Here is a 21473-nt window from a genome sequence, read left to right on the forward strand (position 1 = left end):
CTCTAGGGCTTCCAGCGCTCGCCGCGCCGGTCCCACGGGTTGTCGTCGGGGGTGGTGGGCAACGCGATTCGCGCGGTGGCCGTGGTGCGGGCCGCGCCGTCCACGGTCAGCGAGATCTCGGCGCGGACCCAGCCGCAACCGGCCTCGTCCACCGAGACGTCGTCCACCGTGCCGGTGAGCAGCATGTGGTCGCCCGGGAAGACCGGCTTGGTCATCCGGAACACCATCCGGCCGATCCGACCCTTGGGGCCGGTCCAGTCGTTGAGGTAGCGCTCGAACCAGGCGGCCTGGTTCGGGGTGTTCAGGAAGATGTCCTGCACGCCCTGGCGCTCGACCGCGAACTTGTAGTCGTGGTGCATCGGCCGCCAGTCGCGGCTGGCCAGCGCACCCAGGATGACCGTGGTCGCGGTCACGTCCACGCCGAACGTGGGCAGCGCGTCGCCCTTGGCCAACTGATCGAGGGTCAGGTCGCTCATCCGGTGGCCTCCCGCCGGTAGCCGTAGCCCGTGTAGGACTCGGTGCCCAACAGGGCGCCGTCCTGGTTGTGGTACTCGACGTCGATCACCCAGAAGCGGCCGATCCCGAGCTTGGTGCGCTTTTCCGGGCTCACCGACTTCAGCACCTGACGCGACGTCACGATGTCGCCCAGGCGCACCGGTTCGTAGAACACGTTGGTGTTGTCGGTCATGATCGCCTCGGGCAGTTCGAAGCGGATCTTGAGGTCGAAGTGCACCTGGAGGGAGAGTTGCTCGCCCTCCGCGCCGGGCGCCCAGTAGTGCGGGCGGGCCCAGGCGGACAGCAGGCTCAGCGGGGCGATCGCACCGCCGGTGAGTTCCTCGGCGACGGCCGCGTCCCAGAACAGCGGGTTGCCGTTCTGCACCGACGCGCACGAGGTCCAGATGTAGCCGCGTTCGGCGGGGAAGTCACCCCGCTTCTCGTACTGGACCTTGCCGATCAGCGCCGCCACGTCCTCGGGCAGCGTGGTGTCTTGTGCCGTCATGCGACCACTCCTGAAGCGCGAAGCTCGGCGATGCGGTGCGGGCCCAGCCCGGCCGCGGCGAGCAGCTCGTCGGTGTCGGTGATCCCGGATTCCCGGACCGGGTACGGGTCCGCGGGCGCCTGCTGGCCGGCCAGGACCGGGCCCACCTGGCGGAACTCGCCCTGGACCGGGTGCTCGGCGGTGGTGAACGCGCCGCGGGCCAGGAACTGCGGGTCCTCCAGCAGCTCCGGTACGGACAACACCGCCGACACGCAGGTGTCGGCGGGGGCCAGCTCGGCCACCCAGTCGTCCCGGTCCCGGGTGGCGAAGGCCGCCGCCAGATCGGCCCGGATCGCGTCCTGGGCGTCGTCGTCGAGCTGACGCGGGGCCCACTTGTCCAGCCCGGTCAGCCGGCACAGGTTCGCCCAGAAGCGGCCCTCGATCGCGGCCACCGCCAGCCACTTGCCATCGCGGGCGCGATAGGTGTCGTAGCACGCGTAACGGCCGGTCAGGATGCCGTGCCGGGGCTCCGGTTCGACACCGGTGGCCAGGTATTCGTCCACGCCCAGCGCCATCAGCGCGAGCATGCCGTCGGCCACCGAGACGTCCAGCCGGGCGCCCTCGCCGGTGCGCTGCCGACGGAAGAGCGCGCCCATGATCGCGATCACCGCGTGCATGCCGCCGCCCGCGCTGTCCGCCACGGTCGCGCCCGGGATCGGCGGGCCGCCGTCGGTGCCGGGGCCCGACATGTGCAGGAAGCCGCCCACGCCCAGGTAGTTCAGGTCGTGTCCGGCCTGCTGGGCGTGCGGGCCGTCCTGGCCGAAGCCGGACGTCGAGCAGTAGACGATGCGTGGATTGCGCGCCGCGACCGCCTCCGGACCGATGCCCAGCCGGTCCACCACACCCGGACGGAAGCTCTCGATCACCACGTCGGCGCCCTCGACCAGGGTCAGGAACGCCTCGCGGCCCTCGGGCGCCTTCATGTCGACCAGCACGCGCTTCATCCGCCGATGCGCGCTGTACGAGTAGTAGGGCGGCGCGATCTGCACGCCGCTCTTGGCCGGGACCGGGCCGACCTTGATCACCTCGGCCCCGTAGTCCGCCAACCAGCGCGAGGCGCGGGCGGCGGGGCCCACGCTCGCGAGGTCCAACACCGTGACGCCTTCCAGGAACTCTCCGGACATGACCGCGGCCCCGTCAGAAGTTCTTGGGAAGGCCGAGACCGCGGCGGGCGATGATGTTCTTCTGCACCTCGGAGGTGCCGCCGCCGATGGTGTCGAGCACGGTGTAGCGGTAGGTCGAGTCGGCGCGACCGGTCATCGGTGCGTCCTCGGTGCCCACCCGCAACTGGGTGCCCGGCGAGGCGATGTCCATCGACGCGTTCGCGAGCCGCTTGGACAGCTCGGTGGCGTACAGCTTGTAGCCGGACGCCTCGACCGTGGGCGGTTTCCCGCCACCTGCGGCGGCGGCCACCACGCGCAGTCCGAGCAGGCGGGCGACGGCGGCCTCGGTGACCAGCGTGGCAAGCTGCTTGCGCACGATCGGGTCCTCGCGCAGCGGCTCGTCGTCGCGGGTGGCCTCCTTGACGTACTCGGTGAGCACGTTCAGGCGCTGCTGGATCGGGGCGAACGAGAACATCGTGAAGCGTTCCAGGTCCAGTGCCTGGGAGATGTACTGGAAGCCCTTGTTCAGCTCGCCGACCACGTATTCGTCGGAGACCCACACGTCGTCGAAGAAGACGTCGTTGGTGCGCTCGTCGCCCATCGTCCAGATGCCCCGGACGGTGATGCCCGGGTGGTCCATCGGCACCAGGAACAGCGTGATGCCGTGGTGCTTGGGCGCGTCGGGGTCGGTGCGCGCGCCGACCCAGTACCACTCGGCGAAGTGCGCCGACGTGGTCCAGGTCTTCTGGCCGTTGAGTCGCCAGCCCTCGCCGTCGCGGACCGCGCGCAGCTTCATCGAGGCGGCGTCGGAGCCGGCTTCCGGCTCGCTGTAGCCGACCGCGAACTCGACCTCGTTGTTCAGGATCTTGGGCAGGAACTCGGCCTTGAGCTTGTCGCTGCCGTGCGCGAGCAGGGTCTTGCCGATGATGCCGACGCCCTTGCCGATCTGCGGTCCACCGCGGCCGGCCAAGGCTTCGTTGAGCAGGTATTCGTAGACCCCGTCGCCGTCCTGGCCGCCCCATTCCTCGGGCCAGGTGATGCCGAGCCAGCCTTGGTCGGCCATCTTGCGCATGTATGCGCGGCGTGCGGGGGTGTCGACGACCTGGGCCATGTTCTCCCGGGTGACATCGAACACTTCGGAGTCGGGATTGGCGTCGAGAAACCGCTCGACCGTCTCGCTGAACGCGGTCTGGTCGGGGGAGAAGTCGAAGTCCACGGGTCGCCTTTCGGGGCGCGCCCATGCCGGCAGCCTCACCTGTGTACGTGCAGGTGAGGCAGCCGGCACAGAACCTGACGGATAGTCAGATCAAAGTAACACCGGCCTGGGTTCATTTCGAGTGGCGGTCGGCAATAGATGGTGTGGGCCCCGTCTCGCCCACGCTCGCCCCGGCGTGTGCGCCGGGCGTGGCCGGGGCGCGGCCGACGGATCGGTTTGGGACAAGTCCGGAAAAGTTACGGCGCGTCCGCGATCGACCACCTATCGTGGGTGGACATGAGCGGAAATGCTTGTCCGCAATGTGGCCGGGAACACCCGTGGTGCGACGCCGAATGGTCGGCGTCCGAACTGCACGACGTCGAGTGGTCGGCGTTCGCGCACAACGATCCGGACCCTCCCCACCCGCCGGATCCGGTCGGTGAGGACACCGAGGGCCCGCCGTACCGGGTCGGCGAACTGCTGCCGGACATCCTCGATTTCCTCGCGAGCGGCAGTCGTGGGCCGGATCGGGCCGGCGCGCGCGAAAGCCCGGGTCGGTCCCTGCGAGGACTGATACCCGGGCCCAGGCGCCGCTTTTGACGAGGCGGTGTCGCGGTCAGGCGCGTTGCGAACTGACCGAAACGACCTCGCCGGTCATGTACGAGGAGTAGTCCGACGCGAGGAAGACCATCACGTTGGCGACCTCCCACGGCTCGGCCGCGCGCCCGAACGCCTCGCGCGAGGACAGCTCGTCGAGCAGTTCCTCGGAGGACGCCTTGGCCAGGAACGCGTGCATCGCGATGCTCGGCGCGACCGCGTTGACCCGCACGCCGAACTCGGCCGCCTCCACGGCGGAGCAGCGGGTCAGCGCCATCACGCCGGCCTTGGCCGCCGCGTAGTGCGCCTGGCCCTTCTGCGCCCGCCAGCCCAGCACCGAGGCGTTGTTGACGATCACGCCCTTGCCGCGCGGCTGCATGTGCCGCAGCGCCGCCCGGGTGCAGCGGAAGGTGCCGTTCAGGGTCACGTTCATGACCAGGTCCCACTGCGCGTCGGTCATGTCGACCAGGTCGGCCTCGCCGCCGAGCCCGGCGTTGTTGATCAGCACGTCGATGCCGCCGAGTTCGCGCGCGGCCGTGTCGATCAGGTTCTGCACGTCCTCCTCGACGGTGACGTCGCACGGGACGGCCAGTGGCCGCGACCCGATCAGCTTGGCGAGTTCGTCGGCGGCCTCGCCCAGTCGGCGCTCGTGCTTGTCGCTGATCGCGATCACGGCGCCCTCCTCGGCGGCGCGCTTGGCCGCCGCGAAGCCGATCCCGGTGCCCGCCGCGGCGGTGATCAGCACGGTCTTGCCGGCCAGCAGGCCGTGGCCCTCGACGTAGGTGGGGGCGGGGGTGGGGCTCACTTGGCGTCTCCTCGCGGTTCACGGGGCATGCCGAGAACACGCTCGGCGATGATGTTGCGCTGTACCTCGTTCGACCCGCCGTAGATGGTGTCCGACTTGGTGAACAGGAACAGGCGCTGTGCGGCGGACAGTTCGTACGGGGCCTCGGCGGCCAGCGTGGCCTCGGCGCCGGCCACGTCCATCGCGAGCGTGCCCAGGCGCTGATGCCAACCCGCCCACACCAGCTTGGCCACCGACGCGGCGCCGGGGTCGGGCGAGCCGAGCGTGCGCAGCGCGTTGCAGCGCAGCACCTTCAGGTCGATCCAGCTCTGCAGCAGTCGATCGCGCAGGGCCGGGTCCTCGATCGCGCCGTTGGCCTTGGCCTCGGCGACCACCCGGTCCAACTCGATCTCGAAGCCGATCTGCTGGGCCAGCGTGGACACCCCGCGCTCGAACGCGAGCAGGCCCATCGCCACACCCCAGCCCGCGCCGATCTCGCCGACCACGTGCTCGGCGCCGGCCCGGGCGTTGTCGAAGAACACCTCGTTGAACTCGCTGGTGCCGGTGAGCTGGACGATCGGACGGACCTCGATGCCGGGCTGGTCCATCGGCGCGAGCAGGAAGGTGATGCCCTTGTGTCGCTGCGACGCGGGGTCGGTGCGGGCCAGCACGAAGCACCAGTTCGCCTCGTGTGCGAGCGAGGTCCACACCTTCTGGCCGCTGATCAGCCAGTCGCCGGTCTGCGGGTCCACCGTCGCGGTGGTGCGCAGGTTGGCCAGGTCGGAACCGGCGCCCGGCTCGGAGTAGCCCTGGCACCACAGTTCCTCGCCGCGCGCGATGGCGGGCAGGAAGCGGGCCTTCTGCTCGTCGGTGCCGAACGCGAGCACGGTCGGGCCGAGCAGGTTCTCGCCCATGTGGTTGACCCGGCCGGGAGCCTGGGCGCGGGCGTACTCCTCGCCGAAGATCACCTGCTGCATCAGGGACGCCTCGCGGCCCCCGTACCGCTTGGGCCAGTCCAGGCCGATCCAGCCGCCCTCGCCCAGCCGCAGTTCCCAGGCCCGACGGATCTCGAAGTGCTCGTGCTCGCTGCCGGGACCGCCGGTACCGACGGCCGCGGCGAACTCACCGGAGAGGTTCTCCCGGAGCCATTCGCGGACCTCGGCCCGGAACTCCTCGTCCTCGGCGCTGTACCGGAAATCCACAGCGTGTCCAATCTCGTCTTCCGAGCTCGTCCCGCGAGCGCGTCCTTGCGAGGGTCGGCGGCCACGCGCGCGGGATCGGCGACCGCCCGTCCCGCGCGCGTGGTGCGTGCACCGAGGGCTACGTCAGTTGCCGGCGGCGGCAGCGGCCTCGGCGGCCTTCTTCTTCGCCGCGGCGGCCGCGTACTCCTTGAGCTGGGCGAGCACCGGCATCGGGTCCTGGCCGATCTGGGTCGGCAGCTTCTCGGCGATCTCCTCGGCCGTCCAGCGGTCGGCCGCGTACATCGTCTTGATCTCGTGCGGCTGGTCCCACAGTGCGATCTTGGGGCCGGCCGTCGTGTAGACCTGCCCGGTGATGTTCTTGGCGTGGTCGGAGAGCAGGAAGACCACCAGCTCGGCGACGTCCTCGGGGTCGCCGATCTCCTTGAGCGTCTGCGGGACGCCTTCGGACATCCGGGTCCGGGCCACCGGCGCGACGCAGTTGGCGTTGACGCCGTACTTGTTCAGGCCCAGCGCGGCGGAGCGCACGAACGAGACGATGCCGCCCTTGGCCGCGGCGTAGTTCGCCTGGGCGACCGAGCCGAGCGCGTACACGCCGGAGGTGAAGCCGACGATCGAGCCGAAGCCCTGGGTCTTCATCACCTTGGACGCGGCCTGCACGACGGTGAAGGTGCCCTTGAGGTGGGTCGCGATGACGCTGTCCCACTCGTCCTCGGTCATGTTGAACAACATGCGCTCGCGCAGGTTGCCCGCGACGGTGACGACACCGTCGATCCGGCCCCACTTCTCGACGCCGGCGTTCACGATGCGGGCGCCGCCCTCCATCGTGGCCACGGAGTCGGCGACCGCGACGGCCTCGCCGCCGAGCGCCTCGATCTCCTTCACCACGGCGTCGGCGACCTCGCTGGTCGGCTCGCTGCCGTCCATCGCGACGCCGTAGTCGTTGACGACCACCTTGGCGCCGTGCGCGGCGGCGGCGAGGGCGACGGCGCGGCCGATACCCCGGCCCGCGCCGGTGACCGCGATTACCTTGCCCGTGAGGAAGTCACCCATGTGTTGTCCGCTCCTTGTCGGTGGCCTCGTCGGTAGGCCCCGGAAATCGAGGGCCGAGGCCCAGGTCGGGTCGGTCGTGGCGCACTCCGCGCTCCGCGCTCGACGTGGTGTGTCGCGCTTCGTGCGGGCGTACGCAGGCTTCACAGCCCTGCGGACGCAAGGTGCGCGGTCTGTGAGAACGCCCTCTCGACATTATCTGACGATCCGTTAGTTTTCCTGGGTAGAGTGCCGCAGCACACAGCACGCACACCCACTTGACAGCGTGGTCCTCGGCTTCCGAGAGTGCGCCTGTCGGTATTCGTGCTCATCGGCACGTGTCACCACCGCCTGGAGGAGGCCCCCCTATGTCGCTGCCCCCCGAGTTCCATGAACTGGCCGCACGCGTGAACAACTGGGGCCGGTGGGGCCAGGAGGACGAGATCGGGACGGTCAACCTGATCACGGCCGACGTGGTCAAGGCCGCGGCGGGCTGCGTACGCACCGGCAAGCGCTTCTCGCTGGCCGTGGAACTGCGCGAGGACGGCATCCAGAACGGGATGATCCCGGGCCGGGACAACCCCAAGCGCACCACGTTCCTGGTCAACCACGAGGTCTTCGGCCCCGGCACGGTGGCCACCAGCGACGACTCGGTGGTGATGGGCATCCAGGCGGGCACGCACTGGGACGGGCTGACCCACGCGACCTACGACGACCGGCTGTACAACGGCCACTCGGCCAAGGAGACGGTGACCGCCGAGGACGGCGCGCGCAAGCTGGGCATCCACAACGTGAAGACGCTGGTCTCGCGCGGGGTGCTGCTGGACGTGGCGCGGGCCAAGGGCGTGGACATCCTGCCGCCGGAGTACGCGGTCACGCCCGCCGACCTGGAGGCGGCCGAGGAGTTCGGCAACGTGAAGGTCCGCGCGGGCGACATCGTGTTGGTGCGGACCGGGCAGATCCGGCAGTACTTCGCGGGCGAGAAGGACATGTACTTCTACGGCCCGGGCCTGTCGGTGCGCACGCCCGAGTGGTTCCACGCACGCGATGTCGCGGCGGTGGCCAACGACACCGTGACGTTCGAGGTCTTCCCGCCGGAGATCGAGGACTGCTTCATGGCGGTGCACGCGCTGCACCTGGTGGAGATGGGCATGCTCCAGGGGCAGAACTGGAACCTGGAGGAGCTGTCCGAGGACTGCGCGGCGGACGGCGTGTACGAGTTCTTCCTGGAAGCCTCGCCGGAGCCCTTCGTGGGCGGCGTCGGCACGCCGGTGAACCCGGTGGCGATCAAGTAGTTCGCGTCGGCACGCGGGTCGGGCGCGGCCCGGGAACACGCGTAGACCGCACGACATGCGGCCCCGGACAGGATCGCCCTGTCCCGGGGCCCGCGTGCGCTCCGGGCACCGCGACGAGGCCCGGAACGACGGCGGTCCCACATCGTCGAGGAACCCCGGGCCACTGCCCGCGTGCCTCGTCGTCCCCTCGCGAACGACCGCCACACTCAGGGTGATCAGTGTCGGACGAGGCGTCAACACCTTGCGCCCAATGATTTGGCCGTCCTGATCACGATTCGTCTCCCTGGCAGCCTCGGCGCCTGGGTGATGCCCTCGATATACACTTGAGTATATGGACGAGCCCTGGGTGATCGAGATCGAGCCGGAGGTGCGGCGTTGGCTGTGCACCCTGTCCGACCGCGACTACCTCCAAGCCGAGCACGCTGCCGAACGCTTGTCGGCGGCCCCCACGACCCTCGGGGAGCCCTTCGCCCGCCACCTTGGCGACGGACTCCGCGAGTTGCGTTTCATCCTGGGCCACGACGGCAACGCCATACGTCTGACGTATTGGCTTGCGCCCGGCCGACGCATCGTCCTGTTGACCGTATTCCGCAAGACGCGAATGCGTGAAGACGGTGAGGTCGATCGAGCAAGGTCCGCGCGGAAGACCTGCGAGGCCGAGCACGAGCGTGCACACCAGGAGTTCACTCGGGACATCACGAAAGGAGAATTCTCATGAGTCACGCCCGATGGAAGCTCGCTCGTGATCGCAAGCTCGTGGCCGGCGAGGCCGAGTCGCCCGAGGTCGCGGCCATGCGTATGGAGATTCGCATGGCATTCGAGCTTGGGCAGGCGGTGTACGACCGGCGCACGGCATTGGGTATCTCGCAGACCGAGTTGGCCAAGCGAGCGAGCATGACCCAACCGCAGATCTCCAAGCTCGAACTGGGCGGCACCGTACCCACCCTTCCGCTGCTGGCCCGCCTCGCGAAGGCACTCGACGCGTCGCTGAACATCGCCTTGGACGGGGAGACTTCGGCGGTCGTTTTCACGCCGCGAGCAGCCTGAGTGGCTGGGACGCGATCTCTGGCGGAAGGTGTGGTCGCGAATCCGGCGGTGCCGGGTGCGGTGCTGCTTCGGGTTCTTTCGGCTGCCGGGCACGAGGAGCTGCGGCGGGGCTTTCGGGACGCGCCGGGGCTGCCTCGGGATGTGGTCGAGGTGCTGCTCGCGCACCCGGATCAGGTGATGCGGGCCGCCGTTGCCGCGAATCCGTATGTCGATGCCGAGCAGCGAGGGCGGCTGGTGCACGATCGGCGCAGGGTCGTGCTCGCCAATCTCTTCGGATTCCGGGCACATCCCGACGGCGAGCCGAAGCCGCTGCCGGACGCCGCCTATGAGGCGTTCTTCGCCGCGCGGCAATGGGCGAATGCGGCGCGCCAGGATCAACCGTACGACGAAATGACGCTGTTGGACGAGATGGGTCGTTGCCGGAGCATGCCGCATCGGTTGCGGCTGGGCCTCGCCCGGCATCCCCAGCCGGGGCTGCGCCGGTTCGCGGCACGGTTCGTGGGTGGGCTGTCGGCCGAGGATCGGGCCGCGCTCCTGGCCGACCCGGATCCGGACGTGCGTGCGGAGGCGCGGAAGGCTGCCGAGGACGACGTGTATGTCCACACCGAGATCGATTGGAATCCCGAGAACTGGGGCCACAGTTGGGTCTTCTCCGGTCGGCTCGTGGAACGGGGGACGATGGAGCGGGTGGTTCGTGGGGAGAATTGCCCCGATCACTACCGCAGCGCACTGGCCGGGAACCCGCACCTGCCGCCGGACCTGGTGGCCGTGCTGGCTCGGGACGAGGACCCGGACGTCCGGGACGCGGTCTCGCTCCGGCCGGAGCTGACGGAGGAGGAGCGGGCCGCGATCGACTATCGGGTGCCGGAGTTGACCGATCTCGATGAGGTCGCCTGGCATCCGTACCGGGCCGAGTCCCTCCCGGTCGCCGGCCACGCGCGGTCCGCGCACCCGGTTCTGCGGCGGTACGCGGCGTGTGCTCCCGGGGTGGCGGATGGGCTGCGGGATGTGCTGCTGGGCGATTCGGACCTGGGCGTACGGGTTCTGACGTGCCGTCATCAGGCCGGTGTGCCGAGCGGGGATCTGTTGCGCGCGTACCGGGAGTTCCGGGGTCGCAATCGGTGGCGGCTGACCTATCGGCCCGGGTTTCCCACGCATGGGCTCGCCCGGTTCGCGGATGACCCGGATCCGGCCATGCGCGAGTTGGTCGTGCTCGACCCGCAGGCGCCGGCCGCGGTGGTGGTCGGGCTGCTCGCCGATCCGGAGCGGTGTGTGCGGACCACGCTCGCGCGGCATCCGGCGGTGCCGGTGGATCGGCTGGTCGCGCTCTTGGACGACGCCGAACTCGGGCCGTACGCGGCGCGCAATCCGGCGCTGCCGGTCGAGGTGATGCACCGGATTCTGGACGTCGCCGGGGTGCCGCGCGGGGGGTGAAGTGGGCGCTGTGGCACGGCCGGTGAACCGTACGTGGATGCGACACGTGTGTGATCGACGGGCTGCTCAGAGGTCGTTTCGTGGTGTGACGAGAGGACTGTCACAACCGGCTGACTGCTCATCAGTTCCGGGCTAGAGTGCCGCGCGGGTACGCGTGCGCGCTTGAGCTCCGGAGCCGGTCCGGCCGGTAAGCCGTCGAGCGCCCCGGCTCGTCAGCCCATTTCCGATGGAGGAGGAACCGGTGAAGGGCGTTCTTTTCGATGGCAAGGAAGCCTCGGTCGTAGACGACCTCGAGGTGCGTGCACCCGGGGCCAACGAGGTCCTGGTGAAGATCGGCGCGGCCGGCCTGTGCCACAGCGACATCTCGGTGATCAACGGCACCATCCCCTTCCCGCCTCCGGTCGTGCTCGGGCACGAGGGCGCGGGCGTCGTGGAGGCCGTCGGCGAGCTGGTGACGCACGTCAAGCCCGGCGACCACGTGGCGCTGTCCACGCTGGCCTCGTGTGGCGCGTGCCGCGAGTGTGACCGCGGCCGGCCGACCATGTGCGCCAAGAGCTTCGGCCAGCTCAACCAGCCGTTCACCCGCGGCGGCAAGCCTGTCTACAACTTCGCGGGCCTGTCGGTCTTCGCGGAGAAGATCGTGGTCAAGGGTGTCCAGGCGGTCAAGATCCCCAAGGACATCCCGCTCGCGTCCGCCGCGCTGATCGGCTGCGGTGTGCTGACCGGCGTGGGTGCGGTGCTGAACCGGGCGAAGGTACAGCCCGGCGACACCGTCGCGGTGATCGGCACCGGCGGCATCGGCCTCAACGTGATCCAGGGCGCGAAGCTCGCGGGCGCGGTGCGGATCGTGGCCGTGGACGCGAACCCGGCCAAGGAGGCGGTGGCGCGCGAGTTCGGCGCGACCGACTTCGTCGACGCGCGCGCGGTCGAGGACTCGGTCAAGGCGGTCCAGGCCCTGGTGCCGGGCGGCGTGGACCACGCGTTCGAGTGCGTCGGGCACGTCAAGGTGATCCGCAACGCGATCGACATGCTCGGGCGGGCCGGCCAGGCGATCATCCTGGGTGTCGCGCCGTCGGACGCCGAGGCGGCCTTCCACGTGTCCTCGCTGTTCCTGGACAAGTCGATCATGGGCTGCCGATACGGCTCGTCGCGCCCGCAGTACGACATCGCGCGCTACGCCGACCTGTACCAAACGGGCGCTCTCAAGCTCGACGAACTGGTCACCCAGACCTACGCCTTGGACGACTTCCAGCACGCGGTCGAGGACGCCGAGGCGGGCAAGATCGCCCGAGGCGTCTTCGTCTTCTGAGCCCGAGTCCGGCCACGGCCCGCCTCGCGCTTCCAGAGGCGCGCCGTGTCGACACGTGCGACGCGGCCTTTGCCGCGTCGCGCGTGTGGCCGGCGGAGAGGTCGGATTGCGGTGGTTGTTTCAGCCTGATCACCCGTCTGGCAATCCTTCCGGGGACGTCGCCGACGCCCTCGGCGGCACGGATCCGGCGGACCTGCGTGCGATGCTCGGCGCAATCGAGGACGCATCGTCGGCGCCGCGCTCGAGACGTTCGCGGTCCTGTGCGTCGACGCCCCCACGAGCGCCGTTGCCCGCCGCGCCGGCGTCGGTGTAGCCACCCTGCCGGACAACCACGGGACGCCGCCCCGGTCGCCTTCCTCACGGTCCCGGTGGCCGTGGACGGGACCGACAACAAGGTTCGTCGATTTGCGGAACGTCACGGCTGGCGCCCGGAGTCGGGACCTACGACCGCCGCTACCGATACGCAGGTATGGAACACGACGGCCATGGTGCAGACCCTCGCTTCCGGAACCTTCCGTGTATGTCGACGCATTCAACTGAGGCTCACCTGCCACCTGTGGGCCAGGGAAGACCGCGTGAGTGTCCGGCTTCGACGCCCTTCGCAGACGCGATATTCCACGCTGCCGCGTCGCCCGTCATGAACCGTGCCGAGGTCGTGCAGAGAGCGAAGGAATTCACCCGCCGGGAGTTGCCTTCGGCGCAGAAGGGCTCTTCTCCGGCCGGCCACGAGGCATCGATCGCGTGGTGGCTACAGCAGGTGGTCGGCCTTGCCGGCTTTGATGTCGCGGATGAGGGTGCGGAGGGCGTCCAGGGTGTCGGTGACGTATTCGTCCTCGTGGCCGGCGACCGCGATGTAGCCGTTGCCGTCCGCGTCGGTGCCGAGGCGGAAGCAGTTGCCGGAGTCTTGGCAGAAGGGTTCGTCCCAGGTGATGTCGGACATGTGCTCTCCCTAGAGGTGCTGCATGAGCGAGCGGATCAGATCGCGGGTCCGAGGCTCCGTCAGTGCGATTCGTTCCAACTGGTCGAGTTGAAGGCTGAACTTGCGTAGTTGCGTGTTCGTGTGCAGGAACTCGGCGACGCCGGTGCGATCCAGTTGGATCGTGTCCAGGCTCGGCACGTGGCCGTGGGCATAGAGGAAGGACTGTCCGGAGCCGGGGAATGCTCCGGCCGAGAACGGGATCGCTCGGACGACGACGTTTTCCCGGGCCGCCATCTCCAGGATGTGTGCCAACTGTCGGCGCAGAACGGCGCGGCCTCCGACCTCGATGCGGAGCGCCGCTTCATGGACTATGGCCGTGTAGGTGGGAGCGCCCGGTCGGTCGAGCGCGCGGTGGCGCTGGATGCGGTGCGAGACCCGGGCCTCGAACTCCTCTTCGGGCAGCGGCGGAATGGCCGCCTCGAAGAGGGCGCGGGCAAACGGCTCAGTCTGAAACGGCCCGGGGATGTGCGCCAGGGTGGTCATGCGCAGCCTTTGGGCGAACCACTCCAGTTCGGCAATGTCGAGGAACGTCGGTGGCAGGAAGTTGCGGAACTCTTCCCACCAGCCCTTTGTGCGTTCTGCGGCCATGCCGGCTAGGACGTCGACCAACTCCCGGTCCGTACAGTCGTAGTGGTAGGCCATCCGGCGCACCCGTTCCGGACTGACGCCGTGCCGTCCTGCCTCGGTGCTCGTGATCACCGTTCGATTGGTCGCCAGGACCGCTGCGGCTTGCTCTGTCGACAGGCCGGCGCCCTCGCGCAGCTTGCGAAGTTCGGCCCCCAACCGTTGCTGACGGGCAGTCGGGTTACTCCTCGGCGCCACATGCACCCCCTGCGTACATGTGGCTCAGTCTGCCGCGCGCTGGGATCACGGTCCAACGGCCTCCGAGGATTTGGTGGCACATGTGCTCCCAAAGCTCTACTGTGAGTGTTGCACCAGCCACGCAAAGCGATGCCGGAAGTGCACCGCGCAAGCATGCCCGCCTGTTTCGGGACGGGGTGTTCGCGCTCGGGGAGGTAGGCCACCGACGCCGTGGGGTTGTGCCCAATTGCCCGCGTTGCCGAGGAGTTGACGCATGTTCGGACCTTCCTGTCCGGCCGAGAAACCCGTGCCTGCCGTTCCCGCCCTTCCGTGCCACTGGATCTTCCCCGCGCATCCCCGATCCGTCCGGCGGGCGCGGTATGCCGTGGCCGAGGCGCTGCCGTTCGATTGCCGGCCGCAACTTCGGGACGAACTGGTGTTGTTGACGTCGGAGCTCGTCACCAACGCCGTGCGACATGCGGTGGATGGGCAGGCCGGCGGCGATCCCTCGATCGAAGTCGCCTTCTGGACCGGCGACGGGCACCACTGGCTTGCCGTCTCCGACCCCGGAGCGGGGTGGCCCACGATCGCGGATCCCGATCCGTGGACCTGTGGTGGTCGCGGATTGTTGTTGGTGAACGAAGTGGCCGCAGTGTGGGCGGTGACCCCGCGTCCCGGGTGCGGCAAGGCGGTGGTCGTGGGGCTCGGGCTCGTGCGTTGAGCGGTCGCGCGGCTCGATTTCCGCTTGTCGCCGCTGTCAGCCTGTCTGGACCCGGCCTCCGCGGGCATCCGCATCCGGTGTGCGCGGGGACGGGCCGGTGACCTCCCAGGCTGCTTCGACCATTCGGAAGGTCTCGTCCACCGCTGCCTCCGGGGTGGCCGCCTCGCGGGACAGTGAATAGGCGTCGATCACGAATCTGGCGATCGTGCGGCAGGCCGTTGCGGACCGGGACAGGTCCGGATCGGTGGCGATGGCGGTTGCCAGCGACTCCGCGTGGCGCAGCCGCATCGACTCCTCGTACTCCCGCAGCGCGGGGGAGGTGACGATCATGTGCCAGATCGGGGCGGTGCCCTCCGCCGTGCAATGTCGCACCAGGGCCAGGATCTCGCGGCGCAAGGCCGGAATGAGCGGCTCGTGCGGCTTCCGGTCGGTGACCGCCTTTACGAGGCGTTGTTCGAAGTCCTCGTCCTGCTCGAACACCAGGGCCTCTTTCGAGGCGAAGTGGGCGAAGAGCGTGGTGACGGCCACGTCGGCCTCGGCGGCCACCTCGCGGATGCCCACCGCGTCGTACCCGCGTTCCAGGAAAAGCCGCAGGGCGGTGTCGGCGATCTTCTGGCGGGTCGCGGCCTTCTTTCGCTCACGGCGGCCGGGCGGCGCGGGCACGGTCATGGGTTGACACTAGCAGATATGAAGCCGTAGCAGTTTCGAAAAGCTAACCGTTAGTGTTACGGTCGGCCGCATGAAGAAAGTGAGCTTCGCCGAGTTCGGCGGTCCGGATGTTCTGCAACTGATAGACGCCGAGGAGCCGCACGCGGGCCCCGGCCGGGTGCGCATCGCCGTGCGGGCGGCGGGAGTGAATCCCGTCGACTGGCGGGTCCGGGAAGGTCAGGTGCTGGGCGCCCATCCGACCGAGTTGCCCTCCGGGGTCGGGCTGGACGCCGCCGGGGTGGTGGACGAGGTCGGCGCGGGCGTCGAAGGGGTCGAGGTCGGGGACCGCGTGTTCGGCGAAGGGGCGAGCACCTACGCCGAGTTCGCCGTGTTGTCGGCCTGGGCCCGGATGCCGGAGGGGCTGACGTTCGAAGAGGCGGCCGGGTACCCGTCGGTGGTGGAGACCGCGTTGCGCATCATCCGCGAGGTCGGTGTGGAACCGGGGGAGACGCTGTTGGTCAGCGGTGCGTCCGGGGGAGTCGGCTCGGCGGTGTTGCAGATCGCCCGCGACCGAGGCATCACGGTGATCGGCACGGGCGGGGCGGCGAACCAGGATTATCTGCGTGGCCTGGGCGCCCTCGCCACGACGTACGGCGAGGGCTGGGTCGAGCGGGTCCGTCGGCTCGGCCGGGTCGACGCGGCGCTCGATCTGGCCGGCACGGGCGTGATCCGCGAACTGGTCGAGCTGACCGGGGATCCGCAGAAGGTGATCTCCATCGCCGACCTCGACGCGCCCGAGGTCGGCGTGCGCTTCTCCGGCGTGGCCGGGAGCGTGCCGGACGCGCTTGCCGAGGCGGTCGAGCTCATCGCGCGGGGAAGGCTGCACATCCCGGTCGAGAAGTCGTACCCGCTCGCCGATGCCGCGGTGGCACACATCGACAGCCAGGCCGGTCACACGCGCGGACGCCGGGTCATCCTCATCTGAGCCGTCGCCCGGGCGCCCGAGGCCGTCGCCCGGGCGCCCGAACGGCTCCGGGCCGAAGGGGCCTGCGAGGGGCCGGAGTTGAACCTGCACCCGGCGCGGCCGGTGAGCACGTTCGACGCACGCCGAACCGGTGCCCTCGGCGGCGAGGCGCGAACTGGCGGATGTCGTCCCGGAGGACCTGCTCCGGGCGCCTCACGCGAAGGGGCGGAACATCGCCGGGACCCACGGCCCCGGAGCCGGTGGGTGCCGGCGCCGGACTGCAACGGGCCGAGGTGCGCGCCCTGTTGCACGGCGCCGAGTACGCGAGCGAAGTACGAGCGAAGTACGAGCGGCCGAGGCACGCTTCGCCGCATCGGCCGTCACGAGCGCTCCGCCCCCGGTGATCGACGGCGGCCCCGACCCCGGGCGGCCGACCCCCGGAACACCTCTGAGCCCTGTTCGAGGCCGCACCCACTCCGTCGCGCCCGGCGGCCATCCGGCAAGCAGAGCCCGGAGCTTCGGCGTTGGGGATGGGCGGTCTTGTTCGGGGGTTTCGGGGGTTTTCATATCACAGGTCCGCTGTGTGGGTGAGCATGGTGGTATGGCAGGCACCGGGCCGCCGGACTGGTGGCCGACAATCATCGTCATCGCCGTTGTGCTGGGACTGATCGAGCGCTTTCGGAAACTCGGACCCAACGAGTGCCGAACGTGTCGGGGGCGGGGTGGGTTCAACGAGCCGGGGTCCCAGATCATGGGGCGTCCGTCGACCTGGCATAAATGCCGGGATTGCGGCGGTACGGGGAAGATCCGCCGCTAGGGCATGGTTTTTGCGCCGGGTCGGAGAGGTGGTCACATAGCGGTTTCATTCGGACGTTTCGCCGGCGGTCGGGTGCGAGGTCGAGCAGGGTTGCCCGATTCGCCAAGTCCCCTCGGAGAGACTGGGGTTGCCGATGTCTGGGGCCGGGCGGGAGCTTCGGGATGGGGATGATCGATGTGGTTCGGGTGTGACTCGAATCGATCGACGTGGGCTTCGGTGGGCGAATTCGACGGTGGTTCGGTCGGCCGTGGAAATTACGATAACAATTTCGATCAATCTTGCCAGCGGCAGGAATTCGTGGTTTATCCGCGTAACCAGTGCCTCTCCCATTCGGTTGATCGGATAGGTTCCGCGCGTCCTGGCGGCACCTCTAAACTCGCTCCGCTGCGGCCCCAGGTCCCACGGACCGCGGTCAGGTACCCGATCGGCGCCTCGGGCCACGCGCGGGGTGTCCGCTGGAGAGGAGCCCTACCGCCCCATGCCGACTCCGCACGACGAACCGCCCGCTGCTCGTCCCCCCGAGCCCAAGCCCGAGCCCGAGTCGGGTCCCGAGCCGGAGGGCGCGGAGGCTTCCGTCCCGGCCCCGCGCGCCCCGTACGTCGACGACCGCACCGGATATCTGGAAATGGAGCAGGACCCGAGATTCGGGGCGCTCAAGAAGCGCCAGCGGTCCTTCATCTTCCCGGTCACCGCCGCATTCCTCACGTGGTTCCTGCTCTACGTGGTGATGTCCGCCTACGCGCGCGACTTCATGGCCAAGGAACTGATGAACCACATCAACGTCGCACTCGTGTTCGGGCTTCTCCAGTTCGTCTCGACGTTCGTGATCGCCTGGGCGTATTCACGATTCGCGCGTACCCGACTCGACCCCGTGGCCACCGAACTGCGAGAGGAACTCGAAGCGTGAATCCTTCTCTCGAACTCGCCGCGGAGTCCAGCAACCGAGGCTGGACCTTCGCGATGTTCGCCGTGCTGGTCGTGGTGACCCTCGGCATCACCTTCTGGGCCGGTCGCAAGAACCGCACGGCGTCCGACTTCTACGCCGGTGGCCGATCGTTCTCCGCCCTCCAGAACGGCATGGCGATCGGCGGCGACTACATGTCGGCCGCGTCCTTCCTCGGCATCGCGGGCATCCTGGCGCTGTCCGGCTACGACGGATTCCTGTACTCCATCGGCTTCCTGGTCGCCTGGCTGGTGGCCCTGCTGCTGGTCGCCGAACCGATGCGCAACTCCGGCCGCTACACGATGGCCGACGTACTGGCGAACCGGATGCGCGAGCGCCCGGTCCGGATGGCCGCGAGCGTGTCCACGATCGTGGTGTCGATCTTCTACCTGCTGGCCCAGATGGTCGGCGCGGCCTCGGTCGTCTCGCTGCTGCTCGACGTCAAGAGCGACACCGCGCAGATCTCGGTCATCGCCGCGGTCGGCGCGCTGATGATCGTCTACGTCACCGTGGGCGGGATGAAGGGCACCTCCTGGGTGCAGATCGTCAAGGCCGGGCTGTTGATGGTCGGCGCGTTCGTGATGTGCGTGTGGGTGTTGGCCAAGTTCCACTTCAACATCGCCGACCTGCTCGGCACCGCGGCGAGCAAGTCCGGTTCGGGCGAGTCGTTCCTCCAGCCGGGGCTCAAGTACGGGGCCACGGACGGCTGGTCGAAGATCGACCTGATCTCGCTCGGGCTCGCGCTGGTGCTGGGTACGGCGGGCCTCCCGCACATCCTGGTGCGCTTCTACACCGTGCCCAACGCCCGCGTCGCGCGCAGGTCGGTGACCTGGGCGATCGGCATCATCGGTGTGTTCTACCTGATGACGCTGGTCCTGGGCTTCGGCGCGGCGGCGCTGATCGGCAGCAAGGAGATCAAGAAGGCCGACCCGACCGGCAATACCGCCGCGACCCGGCTCGCCGAGCATCTGGGCGGCGGCGCGGGCACCACCGGCGGCGCGCTGATGCTCGCCTTCATCGCCGCCGTGGCCTTCGCCACGATCCTGGCGGTGGTGGCCGGCCTCACCCTGGCCTCGTCCTCGTCGTTCGCGCACGACCTGTACGCGAACGTCTTCCGCAAGGGCCGCACCACCGACGCCGAGGAGGTCAAGGTCGCGCGGATCGCGGCGCTGGTGATCGGCACGGCGGCGATCGTCCTGTCGGTGTTCGCCCGCGAGTTGAACGTGGCGTTCCTGGTCGCGCTGGCGTTCGCCATCGCCGCCTCGGCCAACCTGCCGGCCATCGTGTTCTCGCTGTTCTGGAAGAACTTCAACACGCGCGGCGCGGTGTTCGGCATCTACGGCGGCCTGGTCACCTCGGTCCTGGTGGTCGCGCTGTCGCCGATCTGCTGGGGCGGGGCCAGCGAGACCAAGCCGGCGATCAAGCAGCTCACCGCCAAGCAGGCGGACGACTGCGGGGTCTCCAAGGACCGCAAGGACGTGGGCAACGCGACGGCGCTGTTCAGTTGTACGACCGCGGCGCCCATCCCGCTGGAGAACCCGGGGATCATCTCGATCCCGGTCGGCTTCGCGTGCGCCGCGATCGGCGCGGTGTCCGCGCGGCGGCGCCGCACCGACGACGACGACCGCAAGTTCGCCGAGCTGGAGGTCAGGGCGCTGACCGGAGCCGGCGCGCACTGAGCGAGCGGCTACCGAGCCGGCCCGCGGCGAGCGGGCGCGGCAGGCACCGATCCGGACCCGCGGCCTCGGCCCGGGTCCGGGTCGGTGTCACGCGTTGGCGCTGGGGTGGCCGAACCGGCCCTTGTAGAACAGCAGCGGGGCGCACTCCACCCGCGGCGCGTCCAGGGCCTGGACGCGGCCGATCACGATCTCGTGGTCGCCGCCGTCGATCACGCTCTCCAACGTGCAGTCGATCCAGGCGAGTACGTTGTCCAGCTTCGGCGAACCGGTCGGCGTCGCGCTGTGCGAGACGCCGGCGAACTTGTCCGCGCCGCTGACCGCGAAGCCGCGGCACAGCGTCTCCTGGTCCTCGGCGAGCACGTTCACGCAGAACCGGCCGCCCGGCCGGATCCGCGGCCACGTGGTGGACGTCTTCGCCACGAAGAAGGTCACCAGCGGCGGGTCCAGCGACAGCGACGCGAACGACTGGCAGGCGAAGCCCACCGGAGTGTCGCCGTCGAGCGCGGTGATCACCGTGACGCCGCTGGCGAAGTGACCGAGGACGTGCCGGAACGTGGCTGCCTCGACGATGCCTTCACCCTCGGGCAGGGCGATGGCCGCGGGGTCCGCAGGCTTCGTGCTCGCTGCGTCGATCTGGCCCATGGTGGACTTCCTCGCAGGTGTCTTGGGGCGTCGGGTCTGTGACGCTACGTCACCCGTTTTCCTTGCGTCAATCAAACGAGAGGGGGTCCTTCGTCACATCTGACTACTCGTCAGTTGTCTTGTGGCGCAAGGCACAACGCTCGAACGGGGGCCGAACGGCGAGCCGCGGGGACCCGCCGTCCGGCCACCTGCGGCTACCAGCCGTAGTACTCCGGCTTGCGGCGCTCCATCAGCGAGGCGACCCCCTCGTTCGCGTCCCGCGAGGTCATGTTCAGCTCGACGGTCTGCGCCTCCTCGTCGAAGGCGGTCACCCGGTCGCTCTCCAGCGAACGGTTGACCAGGCGCTTGGTGAACGCGTAGGCCCGGGTCGGCCCGTCGGCCAGCCGCTCGGCCCACTCCCTGGTCACCGCCTCCAGTTCGTCCGCGGCGACCACCTTGTTCACCACGCCGATCCGCAGGGCCTCGGCGGCGGGCAGGTCGTCGCCGAAGAACATCAGCTCCTTGGCCTTCTGCGGGCCGACCAGGCGCGGCAGCAGGTACGCGCTGCCGCCGTCCGGCACCAGGCCGCGTCGGGTGAAGATCTGGATGAAGCGGGCGGTGTCGGCGGCGATCACCAGGTCGCACGCGAGCGCGAGGCTCATCCCGTAGCCGGCGGTGGTGCCGTTGATCGCCGCGATCACCGGCTTCTCGCAGTCCAGGACGGCGTTGGTCAGGCGCTGTACGCCGGTCTTCATCATCCGGGTCGCGTAGCCGGTCGGGCGGGCCGGGGGCTTGGGCGCGGCGTCGTCGTCCGGGGTCTCGGCGGCTGCGGCCAGGAGCGACTTGGTGCCGGGGGAACTGCGCAGGTCCATGCCGGTACAGAAATGCTTCCGGCCCGCGGCGGTGAGGACGACGGCGCGGACCGACTCGGTCGCGGACGCCTCGCCGAGAAGGTCGATCAGCAACTCGCGTTGGGCCCAGGTGAGGGAGTTGCTGGCGGCGGGGCGGTTGAGGGTGATCCAGAGCACACCCCCGCTCACGCGGTGCAGCAGTTCCTGGTCGGTGTCGGTGGTCATGTGTGCGATGGCTCCTTGCCGGGGTTGGTTGGCCTCAAGCGCCGGACGGGGGGGTTTTCGTCCGGCGTTGAGCGTTGTTCGAGTCGGGGTGGCCTCAAACGCCGGCCGGGCCCGGTTTCGGTCCGGCCGGGGCGCACAGATCCCCCGGGCGCACGGCCCGCGAGTCGTGGGTGACACCCGTCAGCGTCGTCTC

The 21473-nt window shown here is 69.4% G+C and carries 22 protein-coding genes and 1 pseudogene; 11 read left to right on the plus strand and 12 right to left on the minus strand.

Features of this window, described 5'->3' with window-relative positions:
• Positions 1 to 2: 2 nt before the first annotated feature.
• Genes ABZ374_RS42355 through ABZ374_RS42370 form a run of 4 tightly spaced genes read right to left on the minus strand, consistent with a single transcriptional unit; the run spans position 3 to position 3358 of the window.
• On the minus strand, positions 3 to 476 hold the full coding sequence (locus ABZ374_RS42355) for a MaoC/PaaZ C-terminal domain-containing protein (RefSeq protein WP_020549685.1): 474 nt from the start codon (positions 474 to 476) through the stop codon (positions 3 to 5).
• Entirely contained in the window at positions 473 to 1000 is a 528-nt protein-coding gene (locus ABZ374_RS42360; RefSeq protein ID WP_360322802.1) for a MaoC family dehydratase N-terminal domain-containing protein, read from the minus strand. The genes ABZ374_RS42355 and ABZ374_RS42360 overlap by 4 nt, the downstream gene beginning before the upstream one ends.
• Positions 997 to 2163 carry a CaiB/BaiF CoA-transferase family protein gene (locus tag ABZ374_RS42365; protein ID WP_360322804.1) on the minus strand — a complete coding sequence of 389 codons (1167 nt, stop codon included), beginning with the start codon at positions 2161 to 2163 and terminating at the stop codon, positions 997 to 999. Before ABZ374_RS42365 ends, ABZ374_RS42360 begins: the two co-directional genes overlap by 4 nt.
• A 13-nt stretch (positions 2164 to 2176) precedes the next feature.
• Positions 2177 to 3358, minus strand: coding sequence for an acyl-CoA dehydrogenase family protein (locus tag ABZ374_RS42370; RefSeq protein ID WP_360322806.1), 1182 nt, complete (start codon positions 3356 to 3358; stop codon positions 2177 to 2179).
• 276 nt (positions 3359 to 3634) lie between these two features.
• On the opposite strand from ABZ374_RS42370, the gene ABZ374_RS42375 reads away from it, so the two are divergent.
• Positions 3635 to 3937 carry a hypothetical protein gene (locus tag ABZ374_RS42375; RefSeq protein WP_360322808.1) on the plus strand — a complete coding sequence of 101 codons (303 nt, stop codon included), beginning with the start codon at positions 3635 to 3637 and terminating at the stop codon, positions 3935 to 3937.
• 16 nt (positions 3938 to 3953) lie between these two features.
• Here ABZ374_RS42375 and ABZ374_RS42380 read toward each other — a convergent pair whose 3' ends face one another.
• From ABZ374_RS42380 to ABZ374_RS42390, 3 genes are all read right to left on the minus strand, one after another.
• Positions 3954 to 4739 carry an SDR family oxidoreductase gene (locus ABZ374_RS42380; protein ID WP_360322810.1) on the minus strand — a complete coding sequence of 262 codons (786 nt, stop codon included), beginning with the start codon at positions 4737 to 4739 and terminating at the stop codon, positions 3954 to 3956.
• Positions 4736 to 5920 carry an acyl-CoA dehydrogenase family protein gene (locus ABZ374_RS42385; RefSeq protein WP_360322812.1) on the minus strand — a complete coding sequence of 395 codons (1185 nt, stop codon included), beginning with the start codon at positions 5918 to 5920 and terminating at the stop codon, positions 4736 to 4738. The genes ABZ374_RS42380 and ABZ374_RS42385 overlap by 4 nt, the downstream gene beginning before the upstream one ends.
• Before the next feature lie 123 nt (positions 5921 to 6043).
• A complete protein-coding gene (locus ABZ374_RS42390; RefSeq protein ID WP_360322814.1) occupies positions 6044 to 6970 on the minus strand; it encodes an SDR family oxidoreductase in 927 nt (308 codons plus the stop codon).
• A gap of 344 nt (positions 6971 to 7314) precedes the next feature.
• Between ABZ374_RS42390 and ABZ374_RS42395 the strand changes: the two genes are divergently transcribed.
• The 6 genes and pseudogenes from ABZ374_RS42395 to ABZ374_RS42420 all read left to right on the plus strand — a co-directional run.
• Positions 7315 to 8241, plus strand: coding sequence for a cyclase family protein (locus tag ABZ374_RS42395; RefSeq protein WP_360322816.1), 927 nt, complete (start codon positions 7315 to 7317; stop codon positions 8239 to 8241).
• 331 nt (positions 8242 to 8572) lie between these two features.
• A complete protein-coding gene (locus ABZ374_RS42400; RefSeq protein WP_360322818.1) occupies positions 8573 to 8959 on the plus strand; it encodes a type II toxin-antitoxin system RelE/ParE family toxin in 387 nt (128 codons plus the stop codon).
• The gene (locus ABZ374_RS42405; protein ID WP_360322820.1) at positions 8956 to 9288 is read left to right on the plus strand and encodes a helix-turn-helix transcriptional regulator; all 333 of its coding nucleotides are present in this window, start codon (positions 8956 to 8958) and stop codon (positions 9286 to 9288) included. The genes ABZ374_RS42400 and ABZ374_RS42405 overlap by 4 nt, the downstream gene beginning before the upstream one ends.
• 30 nt (positions 9289 to 9318) lie before the next feature.
• Positions 9319 to 10722, plus strand: a complete 1404-nt coding sequence (locus ABZ374_RS42410) for a hypothetical protein (protein ID WP_360322822.1) — start codon at positions 9319 to 9321, stop codon at positions 10720 to 10722.
• Between the two features lie 241 nt (positions 10723 to 10963).
• Positions 10964 to 12031, plus strand: coding sequence for a Zn-dependent alcohol dehydrogenase (locus ABZ374_RS42415; RefSeq protein ID WP_360322824.1), 1068 nt, complete (start codon positions 10964 to 10966; stop codon positions 12029 to 12031).
• A gap of 225 nt (positions 12032 to 12256) precedes the next feature.
• Positions 12257 to 12352, plus strand: a pseudogene (locus ABZ374_RS42420) (TetR family transcriptional regulator); the annotation flags it as partial.
• A 427-nt stretch (positions 12353 to 12779) separates the two neighbouring features.
• Here ABZ374_RS42420 and ABZ374_RS42425 read toward each other — a convergent pair.
• Positions 12780 to 12971, minus strand: a complete 192-nt coding sequence (locus ABZ374_RS42425) for a hypothetical protein (protein WP_360322826.1) — start codon at positions 12969 to 12971, stop codon at positions 12780 to 12782.
• A gap of 9 nt (positions 12972 to 12980) precedes the next feature.
• Positions 12981 to 13832: a helix-turn-helix transcriptional regulator gene (locus ABZ374_RS42430; RefSeq protein WP_360322841.1), complete on the minus strand. Its 852-nt coding sequence runs from the start codon at positions 13830 to 13832 to the stop codon at positions 12981 to 12983.
• Between the two features lie 253 nt (positions 13833 to 14085).
• On the opposite strand from ABZ374_RS42430, the gene ABZ374_RS42435 reads away from it, so the two are divergent.
• Positions 14086 to 14532 (plus strand): ATP-binding protein, encoded by a 447-nt coding sequence (locus tag ABZ374_RS42435; protein WP_360322828.1) that lies wholly within the window; start codon positions 14086 to 14088, stop codon positions 14530 to 14532.
• A 36-nt stretch (positions 14533 to 14568) separates the two neighbouring features.
• On the opposite strand, the gene ABZ374_RS42440 is transcribed toward ABZ374_RS42435, so the two are convergent.
• The gene (locus ABZ374_RS42440; RefSeq protein WP_360322830.1) at positions 14569 to 15201 is read right to left on the minus strand and encodes a helix-turn-helix domain-containing protein; all 633 of its coding nucleotides are present in this window, start codon (positions 15199 to 15201) and stop codon (positions 14569 to 14571) included.
• A gap of 70 nt (positions 15202 to 15271) precedes the next feature.
• Between ABZ374_RS42440 and ABZ374_RS42445 the strand changes: the two genes are divergently transcribed.
• From ABZ374_RS42445 to ABZ374_RS42455, 3 genes are all read left to right on the plus strand, one after another.
• Complete coding sequence (locus tag ABZ374_RS42445; protein WP_360322831.1) at positions 15272 to 16165, plus strand: NADP-dependent oxidoreductase; 894 nt, start codon at positions 15272 to 15274, stop codon at positions 16163 to 16165.
• Positions 16166 to 17439: 1274 nt separating this feature from the next.
• The gene (locus tag ABZ374_RS42450; RefSeq protein ID WP_360322833.1) at positions 17440 to 17868 is read left to right on the plus strand and encodes a DUF485 domain-containing protein; all 429 of its coding nucleotides are present in this window, start codon (positions 17440 to 17442) and stop codon (positions 17866 to 17868) included.
• A gap of 53 nt (positions 17869 to 17921) precedes the next feature.
• Complete coding sequence (locus tag ABZ374_RS42455; RefSeq protein ID WP_360322843.1) at positions 17922 to 19583, plus strand: cation acetate symporter; 1662 nt, start codon at positions 17922 to 17924, stop codon at positions 19581 to 19583.
• A gap of 87 nt (positions 19584 to 19670) precedes the next feature.
• Here ABZ374_RS42455 and ABZ374_RS42460 read toward each other — a convergent pair whose 3' ends face one another.
• Positions 19671 to 20225: a flavin reductase family protein gene (locus tag ABZ374_RS42460; RefSeq protein WP_360322835.1), complete on the minus strand. Its 555-nt coding sequence runs from the start codon at positions 20223 to 20225 to the stop codon at positions 19671 to 19673.
• Between the two features lie 194 nt (positions 20226 to 20419).
• Positions 20420 to 21280, minus strand: coding sequence for an enoyl-CoA hydratase-related protein (locus ABZ374_RS42465; protein ID WP_360322837.1), 861 nt, complete (start codon positions 21278 to 21280; stop codon positions 20420 to 20422).
• Positions 21281 to 21473: the final 193 nt, after the last annotated feature.

It is taken from the genome of Embleya sp. NPDC005971 (assembly GCF_040629175.1).
GTDB lineage: Bacteria > Actinomycetota > Actinomycetes > Streptomycetales > Streptomycetaceae > Embleya.